This window comes from Nakamurella endophytica, assembly GCF_014646215.1.
Lineage (GTDB): Bacteria > Actinomycetota > Actinomycetes > Mycobacteriales > Nakamurellaceae > Nakamurella > Nakamurella endophytica.
The window spans coordinates 678,293-695,137 of the sequence record NZ_BMNA01000003.1 but is presented as its reverse complement, the minus strand read 5'-3'; the positions used below and the strand labels follow the sequence as shown (position 1 = coordinate 695,137).

Sequence of the window (16,845 nt, the reverse complement as noted above, 5' to 3'; positions counted from 1 at the left end):
ACGTCTACCCTCCGTGACCATAGTTCGCCGGGCAGTTCTTCGCGCACCGCGTTCCGCCCGGAGTCCGCACGTCCGGCACCAGCCGTCGGACAGCCCTTCACCAGCACGGACGAACTCGCGGTGCGGCCGACGACGGGCCGGAGGACCCGCGACACCACCGCACGGCGGCGCCGTCCGCGGCTCCCCGACGATCCGCTCCTGCGGGACGGGCTTTCACCTGTTCGCCGCATCACCATGCCGCCTGCTGCAGCCGGTCAGCACCCCGCACACCGCCCGGGTGACACACCGCACGCCCGTTCCCCGGGATGCCGCAGGGCCCGGTCGACCGCCCGAACGCGGCTCACGCAGCGTGACAAGGCCGAGGGTCGCGTCCGTCCCCGCGCGCCCGGACGCGTGCCACACTCGACCGGCGGCCCGGATTCTGCCGGCGCCTCCGGAGCCGCCGGACCGGACCGGCAGCCGGGCGGCGTGCCGCCGCCGGTGCAGCCCCGGACGTCCAGGTGTCCCGACGAGGCGACGTCGAACCCGACCACCCAGCGAGGACCCCGTGACCCTCTCCCGTGTCGTCCGCCGGACCGTCACCGCGACGGCCGTCGCGGCCTGCGCCGCCGGGCTGTTCCTCGCGGGGACGGGCACCGCCCAGGCCGCCGCCGAGGAAAGGGGCAAGGACCCCTCGACCGCTCAGTCGCACCCCGGGGTGCCCGAGCGGGTCCGGCACCGGCCCGTCCCGCCGGCCGCCGGCGGCGCCGGCCCGACCGCGGGGGCCGCCGGCGCCACCGCGGCAACGTCCGGAGGAACGACCACCGGGGCCACCGCGGACCCAGCCGGCGGGCTGACACCCGCCTCACCGCGCCCGGCCCCGGGCGCCCTGCGGCTGCTGAACTACTACCCGGCGGACGACCCGTGGACGGGCATGTGGACCAACTACTCGCATGCCCGGACCGACACCGATTTCGCCGACATCGCGTCGCTGGGCGCCAACGCCGTGCGGGTCATCGTGCAGCCCGGCGCCGTCGGCTGGCCGACGGTCGGCGCGGCCGGCGCCGCAGCGCTGGCGGACATGGTCGACACCGCCGCCGCCCACGGGCTCTACGTGCAACTGACCCTGTTCGACCTGTGGTCGGCGTACTCGGACATCACCCGGTCGCGGGCCTGGGCGCAGCAGCTGCTGCATCCGTACCGCGCCGACGGCCGCATCGCGCTGGTCGAGCTGCAGAACGAGATGCCCACCACCGATACGGCTCTGGCCTGGGCGAAGGCGTTGCTGCCCGAGCTCGGCGCCCTGCTGCCCGGTGTCCCGCGGTCGGTGTCGGAGTACACGGCCGCCGCACTGCAGGCGGTCACGGCCGCGATCCCGGACAGCTCGCTGGACGTCGTCGACGTCCACCTCTACGGCGCTGTCGAGAACCTGCCCCGGCTGCTGCAGACGGCCACCGGCGTCGCCCGCGGACGGCCGGTGGTCGTCGGCGAGGCGGGCACCCCTACCGTCGGCGGCACCACCGGGGCCGAGCAGGCCCAGCTGTCCTACTACCAGACGGTCGCCCAGCTGGTGGCCGACCAGGGCATCCCGACCTTCGCGCCGTGGATCCTGTCGGACTACGTCCCCGACCGCACCCCCTCGGCGTTCCGTACGCCGACGCAGGTCTCGTACGGGTTGCGCCGACTGGACGGGAGCTGGAAGCCCGCTGCGGCGGTGGTGCGCGACATGTTCGCCGGCGCCGGCACCCTCGGCTACGGACCGGGCGAGCTCGCCGCGTCCCGGATCTCCTACGACGGGGACTTCGAGAACGAGGACGCGGCGGCGTCCTCGTCGGGCCTGCTCGGGTCCTGGCGCACCTTCGACGCGTCGGCCGCCGGCAGCATCGGCGTCGACGCCGGCGGCGGGGTCGACGGCTCGGCGTCCGCGGTGCTGGACCTGACCGGCGGCAGCAGCTCGGCCGTGCCGGCGGTGTACCAGAGCTTCCTGCTGCTGTCCGGCAAGCGGACCGTCACCGCGTCGGCGTCCGTCCGGCTGGTGGCGCCCACCGGGTTCAGCCGGATCGCCATCGCCTGGTTCGACGGCGGCACGTACCTGGGCAGTACCGAGTCGGTCAACGCGCGGAACACCGTCGCCGGCTGGCAGACCGTGGCGGCGACCGGCACGGCACCGGCGACCGCCACGGCGTTCCAGATCCACCTCAAGTCGGCCTACAACTCCGGGGAGGCCTACTTCGACGCCGTGCGCCTCGGCTGATCCGGCGAGCCGGGCCGACTGGTGCCGGCCGCCCCGGACTCAGCGCGCCGAGCCCCAGACCAGCACGCCACTGGCCATCAGCACCCCGACGGCCGCAGCGCCCAGCACGACGACCGTCACCAGGGGCAGCAGCACCGGCCGGGCGTCCGGCAGCGGCAACGCCCGCGGGTGCTCCCGCCGGATCCGCATCGGTCCCACGGACTCCGGCACGACGGTCCGCCGCGGCGCCAGCGCGGCGAGGTCCTCGAGCACGGCTGCGGGGAAGGCGTCGTCGGACAGCCGCAGCAATCGCCGGCCGGACGCGTCCAGCAGCACCAGCACGCCTCGGGTTCCCGAGACTGTGCGGAGCTGCGGCAACCACAGCGAGGCCACCAGCGCCGACCGGTCGACGGTCCGGACGCGGCCCAGCAGGTACCGGACCCGCACCGTGACCGCGTCCCGCTCGACGGTCCGCGGCGTCAGCCACACCGACCCGACGGTCAGCAGCACGGCGACGGCGGCCACCGCGCCGAAGAACGGGACGTCCACCCGCGGGTAGCTCCGGTCCAGCCGCGGGGAGACCCAGGTCATGAACGCGACGGCCGCCACCACGAGCCACAACGGCAGCAGGCGCCCGACGGCAAGCCGGCGCAGGCCGTGACCGGTCACCGAGCCGGCACGGCCGACGGCCGGCGTCGACGCACCGGACGGCGAGACCATCCGCGGACCGTACCCAAGCCCGGGCGTCCGCGGGCCCCGAATCGTCCGGTTCCGCCCACGGACCGACACCCGGGCGACCGCCGCCGGGCCGGCGGCACCGCCCCCGCGGCCGCCGGCCACGGCCCACCAGCGCCCGGCGTCACACCGGCCTCACACACCGTGTCCACCAGCAGGGACGCCACTCTCGGGGCCACCCGCACGGGGGTAGCCGACACGGCCGGGAGCCGTCAGGCTGTGCGGCGACCCGGCCGGCCCACGGCCGTGGTCGGCCGCATTGCCGCGGCGACCGGACGCCTGCCGGCGTGGCCGCGACAGCGCGCCGCGACCGGCACGGCTCCGTCGGCGGACATCCGAGACCAGGAGAGCTGAGATGGCATCGACGTACGACGGACACGTGATCTCCGGACTGCCCTACACGGTGGCGTCCGTGAACGGCCGGCCGCCGAGCGGGCTCGTCGACTTCGACGGGCCGTGCACGCTCACCGTCCGGCTCGACGGGCAGGCGCTCGAGATCGCCGGCGTCGGCCGGGTCGACACCGACACCGTGCGCTTCCACCAGAAGGACCACGGCATCGACGGCAAGGACACCCGGGTCTGGGCCATCCGCGACAGCGGAGACGGCACGGTCGTCGCCGAGGCGGTGGCCGCCTTCTGACCTCCGCTGGTCCGGCCGTCGGTTCCCGGGCCTCGTTGCACACCGGATACACAGGTCGCCGGCACCGCCGCCTCCCTACTATCGCTTCAGTAGTGAAGCGACGGGAGGTCCGATGGCGGCGTGTTCCTCGGCGAGCGGGCGACCCCGGCGGCGCTGGGCGGCGGGCGCGCGGGCGGTGGCCCGCAACCGGCGCGCGCAGCTGGTGGTCGCGCTGGTCACCGGCGCGGTGCTGGGCACGGGCCTCGGCGCGGTGCTCGCCGGCGGTGCGGACGGTGCCGGCGGGCCCGGCGCGGATCGGCCGGTGGGACAGGTCCACCCGGTCGGCCCCGGGCACCGCGGACCCTGGGGGGTCCACCGGTGACCGGCCGGTCCCCCGCCCACGGTCCCGCGGGCAGCACGGCCGGACCGGACGGCGACACCCGGGACGACCTGCGGGCCGAAGTGCTGCGGGACATCGCCGCGGTCCCGCGTTACACCGTCCCGCAGCACCCGGTCCACCGCTACGACGACCTGGTGCCGCCCGGGCTGGCCGCCCGCTGGTCCGGCGTCGACGGCGACCGGGCGGTGCTGACCGACCTCGCCGGCTTCCTGGTCGGCGCGGCAGCCGGGACGGCCGCCGTGGTCGCCGGTGGCGCGTTGCTGCTCGGGATCGGCCGGCCCGGTGCCGCCGTGGCGCTGCTCGGGGCGTCCGTGCTGGCCGCAGTGGTCGCGGTGCTGGCGCGCCGGCGTGACCGGGCGCGGTTCACCTCCGCCGAGATCGACCTGCTGCTGGCCCACCGCACGGCCCTGCCGCTGGACCGCTGGGCCGGCGGCGATCCGCCCCGGGAGGCCCGGGCGGCCGCGGTGGTGGATCTGTCGGCCGAGCGGTCGGCCGCGACTCCGGCCTGGCGCCGCCCCGGGTTCGCCGGCCTGCTGTCCGTCCCGCTCGCGGAGCAGCGGCGCCAACTGCACGTCCTGCTGTGGGAGCAGTACGAGCTCCGTCGCGCCCTGGGCGACCGGCCCGATGCGCGGCGGTGCGACCCGGCGACGTCCGCGGCCTGGCAGGCCTGCGCCGACCGGATCGACGCCGCGTGGCACGAGGTGGTCGACCGCATCGCCGCCTGGCGGGCGCTCGACGCGCGGGTCACCGACCTCGACCGGGAGCTGACCGTGCGCGAGATCGCGACCCGGCTCGAGGGCACGGCCGGCGGGTCGCCGAGCGGGCTGCTGGCCGCCACCGCGCAGCAGCAGCTGGTCACCGCGGAGCTCGACGCCCTGCGCCTGGACCTGGCCCGGCACGCCGAGCCGTGCCACGGCACCACGTCGGCGCCGCGGCGCTGACCGGGGCGTGAACCGCACAGCAGGCCCACAGCTGGGCCTCCGTCCGGCCACAGACGGGTACCTGAGGGTTGAAGTACTAGTGGAGGAGACCCATGGACACCACCCTGCGCGGCCCCGGCGGGACGCCGCCGGCCGCGGGCTTCCCCGCCCCCGGTGGCTACCCCGCGCTTGGCCTCCCGGCCGGCCGGCCCGGCGCCCCCGTCGACATCCCCGGCGGTGCCCGATGACCGCCGTCGCCGCCGAACGACCGGCGGTGGCCGCGCCGCCCCCGGCGCCCGCCGGCGGCGGCCGGTCCCGGGCACGCTGGGACGCCGGCGTCCGGCTGGCCGCGCTCGCCGGCCTGTGGGGCGCCGTGCTGCTGGTCTGCTTCTGGTGGGTGACCGGCGGCGGCGTGCAGGACCTCGGCGGCTGGGCGACCGGTCTGACGTCGACCGGCCGGCTGACCGGGCTGGTGGCGTCGGTGCTGCTGCTGGCGCAGGTGCTGCTGATGTCGCGCATCCCGCCGCTGGAGCACGCATTCGGTCAGGACCGGTTGGCCCGCATCCATCGCCTGGTCGGTTTCACGTCGTTCACCCTGATGATCGCCCACGTCGGGCTGATCACCTGGGGCTACGCCGCCGGCGACCTGGCCAGAACGCCCGGCACGCTGTGGGACCTGAGCGTCGACGACCCCGGCATGCTGCTGGCCGTCGCCGGCACCGTGTGCCTGGTGATGGTGGTGGTGACCAGCATCCGGGCGGCGCGCCGCCGGCTGCGCTACGAGTCCTGGCACCTGCTGCACCTGTACGCGTACCTGGGCGTGGGACTGGCGCTGCCGCACCAGCTGTGGACCGGACAGGAGTTCCTGGCCTCCACCGCCCGCACCGTCTTCTGGTGGGGGCTGTGGATCGCCGCCGCCGGCTCGGTGCTGCTGTGGCGGGTGGCGTTGCCGCTGTGGCGCAGCGCCCGGTACGGCCTGCGGGTGGCGGCGGTCGTGCCCGAGGCCGACGGCGCGGTGTCGGTCCACCTGGTCGCCACGGGGCGGGCCGTGCCCGCGGTCGAGGCCGGCCAGTTCTTCGGCTTCCGGTTCCTGCAGAGCCGCGGCTGGACCCGCGCGCACCCCTACTCGCTCTCGGCCGCGCCGCAGGACCGGACGCTGCGCATCACCGCCAAGGTGGTCGGCGACGGCAGCGCGGCACTGCGCGCCCTGCATCCCGGTACGCGGGTACTGGTCGAGGGTCCCTACGGCCGGCTCAGCTCGCGCGCGCGCACCCGCCGCGGGATCGTGCTGATCGGCGCGGGCGTCGGCGTGACACCGCTGCGGGCGCTGGCCGAGGCGCTGCCCTACGCCCCCGGCGAGGCGGTGCTGCTGTACCGGTTCTCGGGCCGGATGCTGTTCGAGCCGGAACTGCGCGCGCTGTCGCAGCAGCGCGGCCTCCGCGTGCTGCTGCTGCGCGGCCACCGCCGCGCGCCCGGCTCCTGGCTGGGCGACGGCGTCGGGCCGGCCGACGACCTCGCCGCGCTGCGCTACTGGGTCCCCGACATCGCCGACCGCGACGTCTACGTCTGCGGTCCGCAGGAGTGGGCCGCCGACGTCCGCCGCACCGCCGCGGCCGCCGGCGTCCCCGCCGACCGCTTCCACGTCGAGAGCTTCGGATGGTGACACCGTGAAGAAGATCGTCCTGTGGTCGATGAGCACGCTCACCGTGCTGGTGCTGCTGTTCGGCTATCACACCTCCACGTCCTCGCGGGCGACCGCGCTGTCGTCCGTGGTGGCGCCGGTGCGGGCGCTGTCCGGGTCGTCGCCGACCTCGTCCGGGAGGTCCGCCGGCTCCGCCCCGGACGGCAGCCCGGCGCCGTCGGCGATCACCGTCCCCTCCGCCGGCGCGGCCGGGCAGGGGACCTCGTCGGCCGGGTCCACGACCTCGGTGCCCGGCACCGGCGGGTCCACCTCGCCGTCCACGAGCGGGTCGGCGAGCCGCACCGTCACCGGCGATGCCGTGGACACCCGGTGGGGACCGGTCCAGGTGCAGCTGACCGTCGCCGGCGGCAAGATCACCGACGTCCAGGTCGTCGAGTACCCGGCGAACAACGGCCGGGACCAGGAGATCAACGCGCAGGCGCTGCCGGTCCTGGTGCAGGAGACGTTGAGCGCGCAGAGCGCCCGGATCGACATGGTCAGCGGCGCCACGGTGACCAGCGACGGCTACATCGGCTCGCTGCAGAGCGCGCTGGACCGGGCCGGGCTGTGACCGCGCCGGCCGGGGCCGCGCGGGACACCGCTGGACCGGACACCGCTGCAGCACCGGAGACCGCTCGCTACGTCGAGCACGTCATGGGGATGCCGATCAGCCTGGCGCTGCGCGGCCGGCACCGCCGGGACGCCGCCGCCCACCGGGCCTGGGACGCCGTGCTTGCGCAGCTGCGGCACGTCGACCGGGTGTTCAGCACCTACCGGGACGACTCGTGGGTGAGCCGGTTGCGGCGGGGCGAGGTGACGCCCACGGACTGCCCGGCCGAGGTGCGCGAGGTGCTGGCGCTGGGCGCCACGGCGGAGCGGGACTCCGGCGGGGCGTTCAGCGTGTACCTGCCCGGTCCGGACGGCCGGCGGCGGCTCGACCCGTCGGGCGTCGTCAAGGGCTGGGCGGTGGAACGCGCGGCCGCCGCGCTGGCCGGGCTCGACGACACCGACTTCTGCCTGTCCGCCGGCGGCGACCTGACGTGCCACACCGATCCGGGCCGGCCGCCGTGGCGGATCGGCATCGAGGACCCGGCCGATCCCGCCCGGGTGCTGGCCGTGGTGCCGGTGGTGACCGGCGCCGTGGCCACCTCCGGGACGGCGCACCGCGGCGCGCACCTGGTCGACGCCCGGACCGGGCGTCCGCCGACCGGCGTCCGGTCCGTCACCGTCCTGGCGCCCCGGCTCACCGACGCCGACATCGACGCCACCGCGGCCTACGCCCTGGGCGCGGACGCCGCGGAGTGGCTGGCCACCCGCCCGGGCCGGACGGCACTGGTCGTCCGGGCGGACGGCAGCACGACCACGGTCCCGGCCGGATGATCGCCGGCTCCGGTACAGCCCGGCACACTGTCGGGCGGACGAGCGGACGGAGGTCCCGTGGCCAGACGTGAGCCGGGGCAACTCGAGCAGGCGGTGCTGGGCATCGTGGCGTCGTTCGGGCCGGACGTCGCCGTCCCGGTCGCGCAGGTGCAGGCGCGGCTGCCGGGCTCCCCCGCGTACACCACCGTCATGACGACCATGGCGCGGCTGGCCGACAAGGGCGCGCTGACCCGCATCCGGGACGGCCGCGCCTACCGCTACCGGTTGTCGGCCCCGACCGGGTCGATCGACGACGCCATGGCCGCGCGGCGGATGCGCCAGCTGCTGTCCGACGGCGCCGACCGGGCCGGGGTGCTGGCCCGCTTCGTCGCCGAGCTGGACCCCGACGAGGAACGCCTGCTCGCCGACCTGCTCCGCCGGGAGGCCGGGCGATGACCACGCTGCTGCTGGTGGTGGCCCTGATGGTCGGGCTGTCCGCGGCCGTGCCCGCCGTGGCCCGCTGGGCGTCGGCCGTCCTGCCGCCCGCCCGCGCCGTCGCGCTGTCCGTGTCCGCCGCCGTCGCGGCGGCCACCGGGACGGGGCTGGCGCTGTCCGCCGTGGCGGCCGGCTACCTCGGCACGGCGGCCGGGCACTGGGCGGGACGGCGCGGACCGGCCGGTCCCGGCGCCGTACCCGTCGGGATCGGGCTGGCCGCGGTCCTGCTGACGGCGGGCCTGCTGGCCGCCGGGTGCACCCGCGCCGCCGTGCTCGGGCGGTCCGTCGTCCGCGCCCACCGGGCCGGCCGCGCCCTGCCCGGGGACGGGCCGGTGGCGTTCGTCGACGACGCGGACGTCTACACCCTCGCCGGCCTGCCCGGCCGGGTGGTGATCGGCACCCGGCTGTACGACCGGCTGCCGCCGGGAGACCGGTCCGTGGTCGCCGCCCACGAGCACAGCCACCTGCGGCGGCGGCACCACCTGTACCTGCACGCGGTGGACGTCGCGGCGGCCGCGAACCCGTTGCTCCGGCCGGTCCGCGAGACCGTGCGGCTCGGCGTCGAGCGCTGGGCCGACGAGGACGCCGCCGCGGCGGTCGGCGACCGCCGGGCCGCCGCGCTCGCGCTGGCCCGGGTGGCGCTGGAACGGCAGCGACTGCACCGGTCCCCCGGCGCCGGCGGACCGGCGCCCGTGCTGGCCGTGGCCACCCGGCACGTCACCGCGCGGGTGCAGGCGCTGCTCGACCCGCCGCTCCCGGCGCGGTCCTCGTGGGCGGTGACGGTGACGGCCGTCTTCGTCGCCGCGGCCGTGGTGGCCGCGGCGACGCTGGCCTCGACCGACGACCTGCTGCACGTCGCGCCGCTGCACCTGCACCACCGCTGAGGATGCCCCTGCCCCGCAGAACCGGTCGCGAGTGTGTCACCGATGACACACTGATCCCTGTCACCGGTGACAGCACCCCGTCCGTCCGTTACTGTCATCGTTGTCAGAGGCTGGCCGCGCCGTCGGGCACGGATCCATCCGCCGTGCCGACGAAGGGCGATGCCGCACCATGACCGGACCCAAGGGCCGCACCATCCTCGTCACCGGGGCGAGCGGCGGAATCGGCGCCGCGACCGTCCGCCGGCTGGTCCGCGACGGTGCGACGGTCGTCGCCGCCGGCCGCACCTCGGACTCGCTGGAGGCGCTGGCCGCCGAGACCGGTTGCGAGACGGTTGCTTTCGACCTCACCTCGGAGGAAGAGGTGCGGCAGGCGCTGGAGAACCTCGACCTGTGGGGCGTGGTGAACTGCGGCGGCTGGGGCGGCGAGATCGCCACCCCGCAAGACAGCGACATCGCCGTGTTCGACAAGGTGATCGCCATCAACGCCCGCGGCGCCCTGCTGGTCACCAAGTACGCCGCCCGCACGATGATCCGGCTGGGCGCCGGCGGCGCCATCGTCAACGTCTCGAGCCAGGCCAGCCTGGTCGGCCTGGCCGGCCACATCTCGTACGGCTCCTCCAAGGCCGCGCTGGACAACATCACCCGCGTGTCGGCCCTGGAGCTGGGCCGGTACGACATCCGGGTCAACAGCGTCAACCCCACCGTGGTCATGACGCCCATGTCGGCCTGGTACTGGGGACGCCCGGACATCGAGGGCCCGTTCCTGGAGCAGATGCCGCTCGGCCGCTGGGCGACCGAGGACGACATCGCCGGCCCGATCGCGTTCCTGCTGTCCGACGACGCGGCGATGATCAGCGGTGTCTCGCTGCCGATCGACGGCGGCTACACCAGCCGCTGACCCCGGCCGCCGGACACCGCGCCCGGCATCGACCCCCGCCGCCGGACCTGGCGTCGGGTCGGCCCCGGGCCGCTGGTTAGCGTGACGGTCATGTCGGACCTGACCGAGTGGCGCGCGCTGCTGGTGCACCGGCCGCTGCAGTGGCTGAGCCCCACCCTGCACCGCCAGCTCCGGTCACTGGTGAACCGGCGCCGGCTGCTCGACCTGCGGCACCCCGCCGCGTTCAACGAGAAGCTGACCTGGCGGTGCCTGCACGACCGGCGGGAGCTGCTCGCGGACACCTGCGACAAGCTGGCCATGAAGGACATCGCCGGCCGGCTGGGTAGGCCGTCGCTACGGATCCCGCGGACCTACTGGTCCGGGACCGACCTGGCCGAGCTCGTCGACATCGACCTGCCGGACCGCTGGGTGCTCAAGCCGAACCACCGCAGCGGCCTGGTCCGGTTCGGCGCCGGCCCGGTGTCGGCGGCCGACGTCGACGAGCTGCGCCGGGGCACCCGCGGCTGGCTGCGCGAGCACCTGGCCTCGGTCGAGGGCGAGTGGGCGTACTCCCGGGCCCGCCGGTGCTTCCTGGTCGAGGAGCGACTGCCCGGCGAGACCTCGCCCACCGACTACAAGTTCTTCACCTTCGCGGGCGAGACCCGGATCGTCGTGGTGGACAGCAGCCGGTACGGCGAGCACCGGCGCACCGTGTACACCCCGGAGTGGCAGCGGCTGGACGTCCGCATCGACCTGCCCGGCGGCCCGGCCGAACCTCCGCCGCCGCTGCTCGCCGACATGCTCGACACCGCCCGGCGGCTCGGCACGCCCTACGACTTCATCCGGGTGGACCTGTACGCGGTGGACGGCGAGCTGTGGTTCGGCGAGCTGACGCCCTACCCGGGCGGCGGCTACGGCGTGGTGACGCCGTGGAGCTTCGAGCTGTGGCTGGGAGAGCCGTGGGTGCTGCCCGACCCGGCCGCCCGGCCGGCCGGCGCCGGCGAGCCCGGCGACCGCGGCGATCCGGGCGGACCGGGGGACCGCGGCGATCCGGGCGGACCGGTGGTCACCGGCTGAGCCGGGCCTCCTCCAGGTCCAGCTCGCGCTGCACCCGGCGCAGCACCTCGTCGTCGATCCGGCCCTCGTCCCGGTAGCGGACGTAGACGGCCCGTTCGGAGGCGAGCATGTCCCGCCGCAACCGGCGGAAGAACTCCGAGGGCGTCTCCGAGCGGTGCGGGCCCTGCGGTCCGAGCCGCTCCCAGGCCGCATTGGCCCGGGCGGTGGCCATCTCCCGCAGCTCCTGGACGATGCCGTCGTAGCGCTGCCCCTCCTCGTCGTCGGCCAGCTCGTCGAGCCGGGACATCGCCGCGTCGCTGGCCTCCTGGGCCGCCTGCGCCTCCGCCAGCGCGTCGTCCCGTTCCTCGCCGCTGCCCAGGTGCAGCCGGCGGATCAGCCACGGCAGGCTGAGGCCCTGCACCATCAGGGTCGCCACCACGACGGCGAACGCGGCGAAGAGCACCAGGTCGCGCCCGGGCAGCGGCTGCCCCGCCTCGTCCCGCAGCGGCAACGCGAACGCGGCCCCCAGGGTGACGACGCCGCGCATCCCGGCCCAGGACAGCACGACGATGTTGCCGACGGGCGGCACCGGGTCCCGCTCGCGGATGCGCCGGGACAGCCGGCGCGGCAGGTAGGTGGCCGGGAAGATCCAGACGATCCGGGTCACCAGGACCACCGCGACGACGACCGTGACCAGCACGACCACCTCGCGCACCGGCCGGTCACCCAGCGACGAGATGACCGCCGGCAGCTGCAGGCCGATCAGCCCGAACACCACCGTCTCCAGCACGAAGTCGACGGTGGTGACCACCGAGCCGCCCTGCAGCCGGGTCGAGTAGTGCATGCGGTGCTGCTGTCGGCCGATCCACAGGCCCGCCGCCACCACGGCCAGCACGCCGGAGCCGTGCGCCTCCTCGGCGAGCGCGTAGGCCGCGAACGGCACCAGCAGGAAGACCGCCACCTCGACGGAGGCGTCGGAGAGCCACCGCAGCACCAGCGCGGCGCCGAAGCCCAGCACCAGCCCCACCGCCACGCCCACGCCGACGGCGAGCCCGAACGTCGCCAGCCCGTCCCCGACGGACAGCGTGCCGCCCACCGCCCAGGCCACCGCCACGCGGTAAGCGGTGAGCGCGGTGGCGTCGTTGAGCAGGCTCTCGCCGCCCAGCACCGTCAGCACCCGCCGGGGCAGGGCCAGCGTCCGCCCGATCGCGGTGGCCGCCACGGCGTCCGGCGGGGACACCACGGCCCCCAGCACCAGCGCCAGCGGCCACCCCAGGGTCGGCGAGACCAGGTAGGCCGCGGCGCCGACGGCCACCGTGGTGAAGAGCACCAGGCCGACCGACAGCAGCGCCACCGGCCGGATGTTGGCCCGCAGGCCCATGTAGCTGCTGTCCAGCGACGCACTGAACAGCAGCGGCGGCAGCACGCCGTAGAGCACCAGGTCCGGGTCGAGCTCGATGCTCGGCAACCCCGGGATGAAGGAGGCCGCCAACCCGGCGGCGACCAGCACCAGGGGCGACGGGAGCCCGTACCGGCGCGCCAGTGCGGCGATCGCGACCGCGGCACTGACCAGGGTCAGGACCAGGGCACCGGACATGGATCTCTCGCTTTCGCCTGGAAGGTCCGCCGCACCGGGGTCGCCGGGTGGATCCGAGGTGGACGGGCGGGTGGTGCTGGGTCGGCGGCCGGTCGGTCGGGCGTGCGCCCGGGACCGGATGGTGTTCTACCGTCGAGCGGCCGGGGTGTGCGACCGGGCACCGCCGCCCGGGTCCCGTGGTCCGTACCCCGGACGAGACCTGCCCGACCGACGAACCGGAGCTTCGCATGCCGTGCCCGCACCTGGAACAACTGCCACCGGAGCCGGCGCCGCGCACGCCCGGCCGGTGCGAGGAGTGCGACGAGGCGGGCATCCACGCCTGGGTGCACCTGCGCACCTGCCTGAGCTGCGGGCACGTCGGGTGCTGCGACTCCAGCCAGTTCCGGCACGCCACGGCGCACCACCGGTCCACCGGGCATCCCGTCATGCGCACCGCCGAACCCGGCGAGGACTGGCGGTGGTGCTACGTGGACCGGGCCGTGGTCTGAGCCGGCCCTGCGCCGCGGGACCCGGCGCGGCAGCCGCCCGAGCGCGCAGACTGGCCGGGTGAGCCCACGCCGCCGCATCGCCGCCGCCCCTGTCCTCGTCGGCCTCGCCGCCACCGGTGCGGCCCTGGCGGCCGCGGCGTCCGTGCTGCGGGCGGCCCGCGGCGTCCCGTCGGCCATCGGCGCGTCCGCGCGGGCCAGGGCAGCGGCGGCCCGCTCGTCCGGCGTGGCGGACGACCCGGGGCGGTACCACGACCGCACCTTCCGCAACCGGCTGCCCACCACGACCCTGCTGCCCGGCAGCACCGGGGCGCTGCTCGCCGCGGCGGCGCACCGCGGGTCCTCCGGCCACCCGGCGGGCGACGTGCCCCTGGTCCGGCCGTCCTTCCCGGCGGCCGCCGACCTGGCCGTCACCTGGTTCGGGCACGCCAGCGTGCTGGTGGAGGTCGACGGCGTGCGCATCCTCGCCGACCCCGTCTGGGGCGAGCGGGTCTCGCCGTCCGCGACCGTGGGCCCGCGACGGCTGCACCCGGTGCCGCTGCCGCTGGCCGACCTGCCGGCGGTCGACGCCGTCGTCGTCTCCCACGACCACTACGACCACCTCGACGCGCCGACGGTGCGGGAGCTGGTACGCACCCAGACCGCTCCGTTCCTGGTGCCGCTCGGGGTGGGCGCGCACCTGCGGCGCTGGGGGGTGCCCGACGACCGGATCGTCGAACTGGACTGGGACGGCAGCACCGCCGTCGGGCCGGTCACCGTCACCTGCACCGAGGCCCGGCACTTCTCCGGACGCGGGTTGCGCCGCAACGGGACCCTGTGGTCGTCCTGGGCGTTCGCCGGGCCGCGGCACCGGGTGTACTTCGGCGGCGACACCGGCTACACCCCGGCCTTCGCTGAGATCGGTGCCCGGCTGGGGCCCTTCGACCTGACGCTGCTGCCGATCGGCGCCTACGGCGACCACTGGCCCGACATCCACGTCGACCCGGAGCAGGCCTGGCGCATGCACGGCGACCTCGGCGGCCGGGTCCTGGTGCCGATCCACTGGGCGACGTTCGACCTGGCGTTCCACGGCTGGGCGGAGCCGGTCATCCGGCTGCTCGCCGCGGCCCACGGGAGGAACGGCACCGACAGCCGGATCGTGGTGCCGCGGCCGGGCGCCCGGCTCGACCTGTCGGGCCGCCCGGTCGACCGGCCGGCCGCCGCCGACGCGTGGTGGCTGCCGCTCGCGGTGGGCGGCGCCGCCGTCGCCGCGCCGGCGGCGCCGCAGTCCCCCGGCGGCTCGCCGAGCCGGCCGGCCGGCGCCGGGCCCCGCCCGGTGGGCCCGGACGGGCGGGACTGACCGCGGGTCGGCACGGTCACCGGGCTGCCTGGGCACGGACCGTCTCCGCTGCCCCGTCCGGCTCAGCCGAGCCGGGCGACGACCTGGCGCGCCGGCGGGTTGGTCAGGGACGACCCGTCCGCGAAGACCACGGTCGGCACCACCCGGTTGCCGCCGTTCAGGCTCATCACGAGCTCACCGGCCTCGAGGTCCTCGTCCACGTCGACCGCGCGGTACTCGACGCCGGCGGCGCGCAGCTCGGTCTCCAGCCGCCGGCAGAACGGGCACCAGCTGGTCAGGTAGACGGTGGGGATCTCGGTCGCGGTGGTCATGCCGTGACCAACCCGGGACGCCGCACCGTGATTCCGGCACGGAGCTTCCGGCACGGAGCTTCCGGCACGGAGCTTCCGGCACGGAGCTTCCGGCACGGTGGTTGCGGCACGGTGGGGCCGGCACGGTGGTTGCGGCACGGTGGTACCCGCGCTGCCCGGACCCCGCCGTGCCGGCCGCCGCGGCAGGTGTCCGCGGGTCAGGCCGAGGCGTCCGCCTCCGGCTCACGGGTCCTCGGCGGCCACCCCGGCCCCGGTCCCCTCGCGCTGCTCGGCGACCTTCATGTCCGACTCGTGGACGTGCGGTCGGCCGCCCATCAGGCGAGCCCGCACCTCGTCGGCGACGGCCCGGAACACCGACCAGTACTGGTCGTCGTAGGCCTCCACGAGCTGGTACGTCCAGCGACCGTCGACGACGCTGCGGCCGACCAGCACCTCGTCCACCTGGTCCGCCAGCTCGGGGTGGCCCGCCTCCCGCAGTGCCCGCACGCCCTCCTGCAGGGTCATGTCCGCCGTTCCGGTCAGCCGGTGGAACGCGTAGAGGAAGCCACGGGCGTTCTCGACGACCTCCAGCGCCGCGGAGATGGTCCCCACCGCCTCGACGGTCGCGTCGGACGTGCCGTCCGGTCGGGGATGGCGCGGCGGGTCCGGCCGCCTGGCGGAGCCGAAGCGGGCGACGAGGTCCTCGGTCATTGCGCTGGCTCCTGTCCACCGGACGTCCCGGACGGTGCGCCGGACGACGGTGTGGTTCCCCTCCGCTGTGCCGGCCGCACCCCACGCCGGCACCCTCCCCATCCTCATCCCGGCCTCACCGCGGCCACTGCTCCGGCCCCCGGCGGGACCCGGTCCCGTCCCCCGGCGGTGACGGCACGTGATCGGCCGAGCCGCTCGGTCACCCGCGCGACCTCGTTCCACAGACCGATTCATGGGTACCGACAGCCAAGGCGACGGTCCATCCCGGGATCGACCATTGCCGAGGGCCGGGCGGTTCAGCCAAGAGCCGCCCGGCCCGTCCCCTGCGGTACCGCCGCCGTGCCACGCTGGCCCGGTGCGTGCGGGACCACCCCCGGCCGGGACCCGGCTGCCTCGCCGGCTGCGGTGGCTGGCCGAGGGTCGGCCGGTGACGCCGGTGTGGCGCAACGAGGCCGGTGGCCTCACCGTGCACGACCGGGCGGCCGATCGGTTCGTCAAGATCAGCCCGCCCGGCGCGCCGGACCTCACCGCGGAGGCGGCGCGGCTGCGCTGGGTGCGCCACGTGGCGCCCGACCTGCCGGTGCCGGTGGTCGTGAACGCCGGGGCCGACGACGCCGGCAGCTGGCTGGTGACCAGGGCGCTGCCGGGGCGCAGCGCCGTCGATCCGTGGTGCCGGGCCCGGCCCGCGGTCGCGGCGGCCGCCATCGGCAGCGGGCTGCGCCGGTTGCACGACACCCTCCCCGTCGACCGCTGCCCGTTCGACTGGTCCGCTGCCGCCCGGGTGCGTCGAGTGCCGGACGCGGCCGGGCAGGATCCTCGGCGCTGGCACGCCGACCACCGCGAGGTCCCGGCCGCCGCCGCCGTCGCCGCCGTCCGGCGGCCGCCGCCGGTCGACCGGGCGGTGGTCTGCCACGGCGACGCCTGCGCGCCGAACACCCTCGTCGGTGCCGGCGGCACCTAGGCCGGGCTGGTCGACGTCGGCCGGCTCGGCGTGGCCGACCGGTGGGCCGACCTGGCGGTGGCGACCTGGAGCACCGTGTGGAACTACGGGCCCGGCCACGAGGCGGCCGTGCTGGAGGCCTACGGCGTCGAGCCCGACCCCGTGCGCACCGCCTACTACCGGTTGCTGTGGGACCTGACGCCGGACTGAGCGGGTCGCTCGCGCCGGGCCCGGCGCGCCGCACC

At 76.2% G+C, this 16,845-nt stretch carries 20 protein-coding genes; 16 read left to right on the top strand and 4 right to left on the bottom strand.

The features are described from left to right. The first annotated feature begins 547 nt into the window (after positions 1–547). Positions 548–2,233, top strand: coding sequence for a cellulase family glycosylhydrolase (locus IEY37_RS10295; RefSeq protein ID WP_188941406.1), 1,686 nt, complete (start codon positions 548–550; stop codon positions 2,231–2,233). Between the two features lie 39 nt (positions 2,234–2,272). Here IEY37_RS10295 and IEY37_RS10290 read toward each other — a convergent pair whose 3' ends face one another. After that, the gene (locus IEY37_RS10290) at positions 2,273–2,932 is read right to left on the bottom strand and encodes a hypothetical protein (RefSeq protein WP_188941405.1); all 660 of its coding nucleotides are present in this window, start codon (positions 2,930–2,932) and stop codon (positions 2,273–2,275) included. A 370-nt stretch (positions 2,933–3,302) separates the two neighbouring features. Here IEY37_RS10290 and IEY37_RS10285 point away from each other — a divergent pair, with 370 nt between their 5' ends. From IEY37_RS10285 to IEY37_RS10240, 11 genes are all read left to right on the top strand, one after another. Continuing rightward, on the top strand, positions 3,303–3,587 hold the full coding sequence (locus tag IEY37_RS10285; RefSeq protein WP_188941404.1) for a hypothetical protein: 285 nt from the start codon (positions 3,303–3,305) through the stop codon (positions 3,585–3,587). A 112-nt stretch (positions 3,588–3,699) separates the two neighbouring features. Continuing rightward, positions 3,700–3,948: a hypothetical protein gene (locus IEY37_RS10280; protein ID WP_188941403.1), complete on the top strand. Its 249-nt coding sequence runs from the start codon at positions 3,700–3,702 to the stop codon at positions 3,946–3,948. Next, positions 3,945–4,907: a hypothetical protein gene (locus IEY37_RS10275; RefSeq protein ID WP_188941402.1), complete on the top strand. Its 963-nt coding sequence runs from the start codon at positions 3,945–3,947 to the stop codon at positions 4,905–4,907. The genes IEY37_RS10280 and IEY37_RS10275 overlap by 4 nt, the downstream gene beginning before the upstream one ends. Before the next feature lie 92 nt (positions 4,908–4,999). Further along, entirely contained in the window at positions 5,000–5,134 is a 135-nt protein-coding gene (locus tag IEY37_RS22540) for a hypothetical protein (RefSeq protein ID WP_268237997.1), read from the top strand. Continuing rightward, on the top strand, positions 5,131–6,549 hold the full coding sequence (locus IEY37_RS10270; RefSeq protein WP_188941401.1) for a ferredoxin reductase family protein: 1,419 nt from the start codon (positions 5,131–5,133) through the stop codon (positions 6,547–6,549). The genes IEY37_RS22540 and IEY37_RS10270 overlap by 4 nt, the downstream gene beginning before the upstream one ends. Before the next feature lie 4 nt (positions 6,550–6,553). Beyond that, positions 6,554–7,138 (top strand): FMN-binding protein, encoded by a 585-nt coding sequence (locus tag IEY37_RS10265; protein WP_229674257.1) that lies wholly within the window; start codon positions 6,554–6,556, stop codon positions 7,136–7,138. Positions 7,139–7,227: 89 nt separating this feature from the next. Continuing rightward, entirely contained in the window at positions 7,228–7,947 is a 720-nt protein-coding gene (locus tag IEY37_RS10260; RefSeq protein ID WP_188941545.1) for an FAD:protein FMN transferase, read from the top strand. Positions 7,948–8,004: 57 nt separating this feature from the next. After that, positions 8,005–8,382 (top strand): BlaI/MecI/CopY family transcriptional regulator, encoded by a 378-nt coding sequence (locus IEY37_RS10255; RefSeq protein WP_188941400.1) that lies wholly within the window; start codon positions 8,005–8,007, stop codon positions 8,380–8,382. Continuing rightward, complete coding sequence (locus tag IEY37_RS10250) at positions 8,379–9,305, top strand: M48 family metalloprotease (protein ID WP_188941399.1); 927 nt, start codon at positions 8,379–8,381, stop codon at positions 9,303–9,305. The genes IEY37_RS10255 and IEY37_RS10250 overlap by 4 nt, the downstream gene beginning before the upstream one ends. Before the next feature lie 169 nt (positions 9,306–9,474). Then, entirely contained in the window at positions 9,475–10,203 is a 729-nt protein-coding gene (locus tag IEY37_RS10245; protein WP_188941398.1) for an SDR family oxidoreductase, read from the top strand. A gap of 90 nt (positions 10,204–10,293) precedes the next feature. After that, positions 10,294–11,259 carry an ATP-grasp fold amidoligase family protein gene (locus IEY37_RS10240; RefSeq protein WP_188941397.1) on the top strand — a complete coding sequence of 322 codons (966 nt, stop codon included), beginning with the start codon at positions 10,294–10,296 and terminating at the stop codon, positions 11,257–11,259. On the opposite strand, the gene IEY37_RS10235 is transcribed toward IEY37_RS10240, so the two are convergent. Then, complete coding sequence (locus IEY37_RS10235) at positions 11,249–12,835, bottom strand: Na+/H+ antiporter (protein WP_188941396.1); 1,587 nt, start codon at positions 12,833–12,835, stop codon at positions 11,249–11,251. The genes IEY37_RS10240 and IEY37_RS10235 overlap by 11 nt on opposite strands. Positions 12,836–13,062: 227 nt before the next feature. Between IEY37_RS10235 and IEY37_RS10230 the strand changes: the two genes are divergently transcribed. Both IEY37_RS10230 and IEY37_RS10225 read left to right on the top strand, forming a co-directional pair. Then, a complete protein-coding gene (locus tag IEY37_RS10230) occupies positions 13,063–13,323 on the top strand; it encodes a UBP-type zinc finger domain-containing protein (RefSeq protein WP_188941395.1) in 261 nt (86 codons plus the stop codon). Between the two features lie 58 nt (positions 13,324–13,381). Next, a complete protein-coding gene (locus IEY37_RS10225; RefSeq protein ID WP_229674255.1) occupies positions 13,382–14,659 on the top strand; it encodes an MBL fold metallo-hydrolase in 1,278 nt (425 codons plus the stop codon). Between the two features lie 62 nt (positions 14,660–14,721). Here IEY37_RS10225 and IEY37_RS10220 read toward each other — a convergent pair whose 3' ends face one another. Both IEY37_RS10220 and IEY37_RS10215 read right to left on the bottom strand, forming a co-directional pair. Then, the gene (locus tag IEY37_RS10220) at positions 14,722–14,970 is read right to left on the bottom strand and encodes a mycoredoxin (RefSeq protein ID WP_188941394.1); all 249 of its coding nucleotides are present in this window, start codon (positions 14,968–14,970) and stop codon (positions 14,722–14,724) included. Positions 14,971–15,192: 222 nt separating this feature from the next. Beyond that, entirely contained in the window at positions 15,193–15,660 is a 468-nt protein-coding gene (locus IEY37_RS10215) for a hypothetical protein (protein WP_188941393.1), read from the bottom strand. A gap of 427 nt (positions 15,661–16,087) precedes the next feature. Here IEY37_RS10215 and IEY37_RS22060 point away from each other — a divergent pair, with 427 nt between their 5' ends. Together IEY37_RS22060 and IEY37_RS22055 are read left to right on the top strand one after the other, a co-directional pair. Next, on the top strand, positions 16,088–16,621 hold the full coding sequence (locus IEY37_RS22060; protein WP_229674254.1) for a phosphotransferase: 534 nt from the start codon (positions 16,088–16,090) through the stop codon (positions 16,619–16,621). A 30-nt stretch (positions 16,622–16,651) separates the two neighbouring features. Continuing rightward, a complete protein-coding gene (locus tag IEY37_RS22055; RefSeq protein WP_229674253.1) occupies positions 16,652–16,810 on the top strand; it encodes a hypothetical protein in 159 nt (52 codons plus the stop codon). Positions 16,811–16,845: the final 35 nt, after the last annotated feature.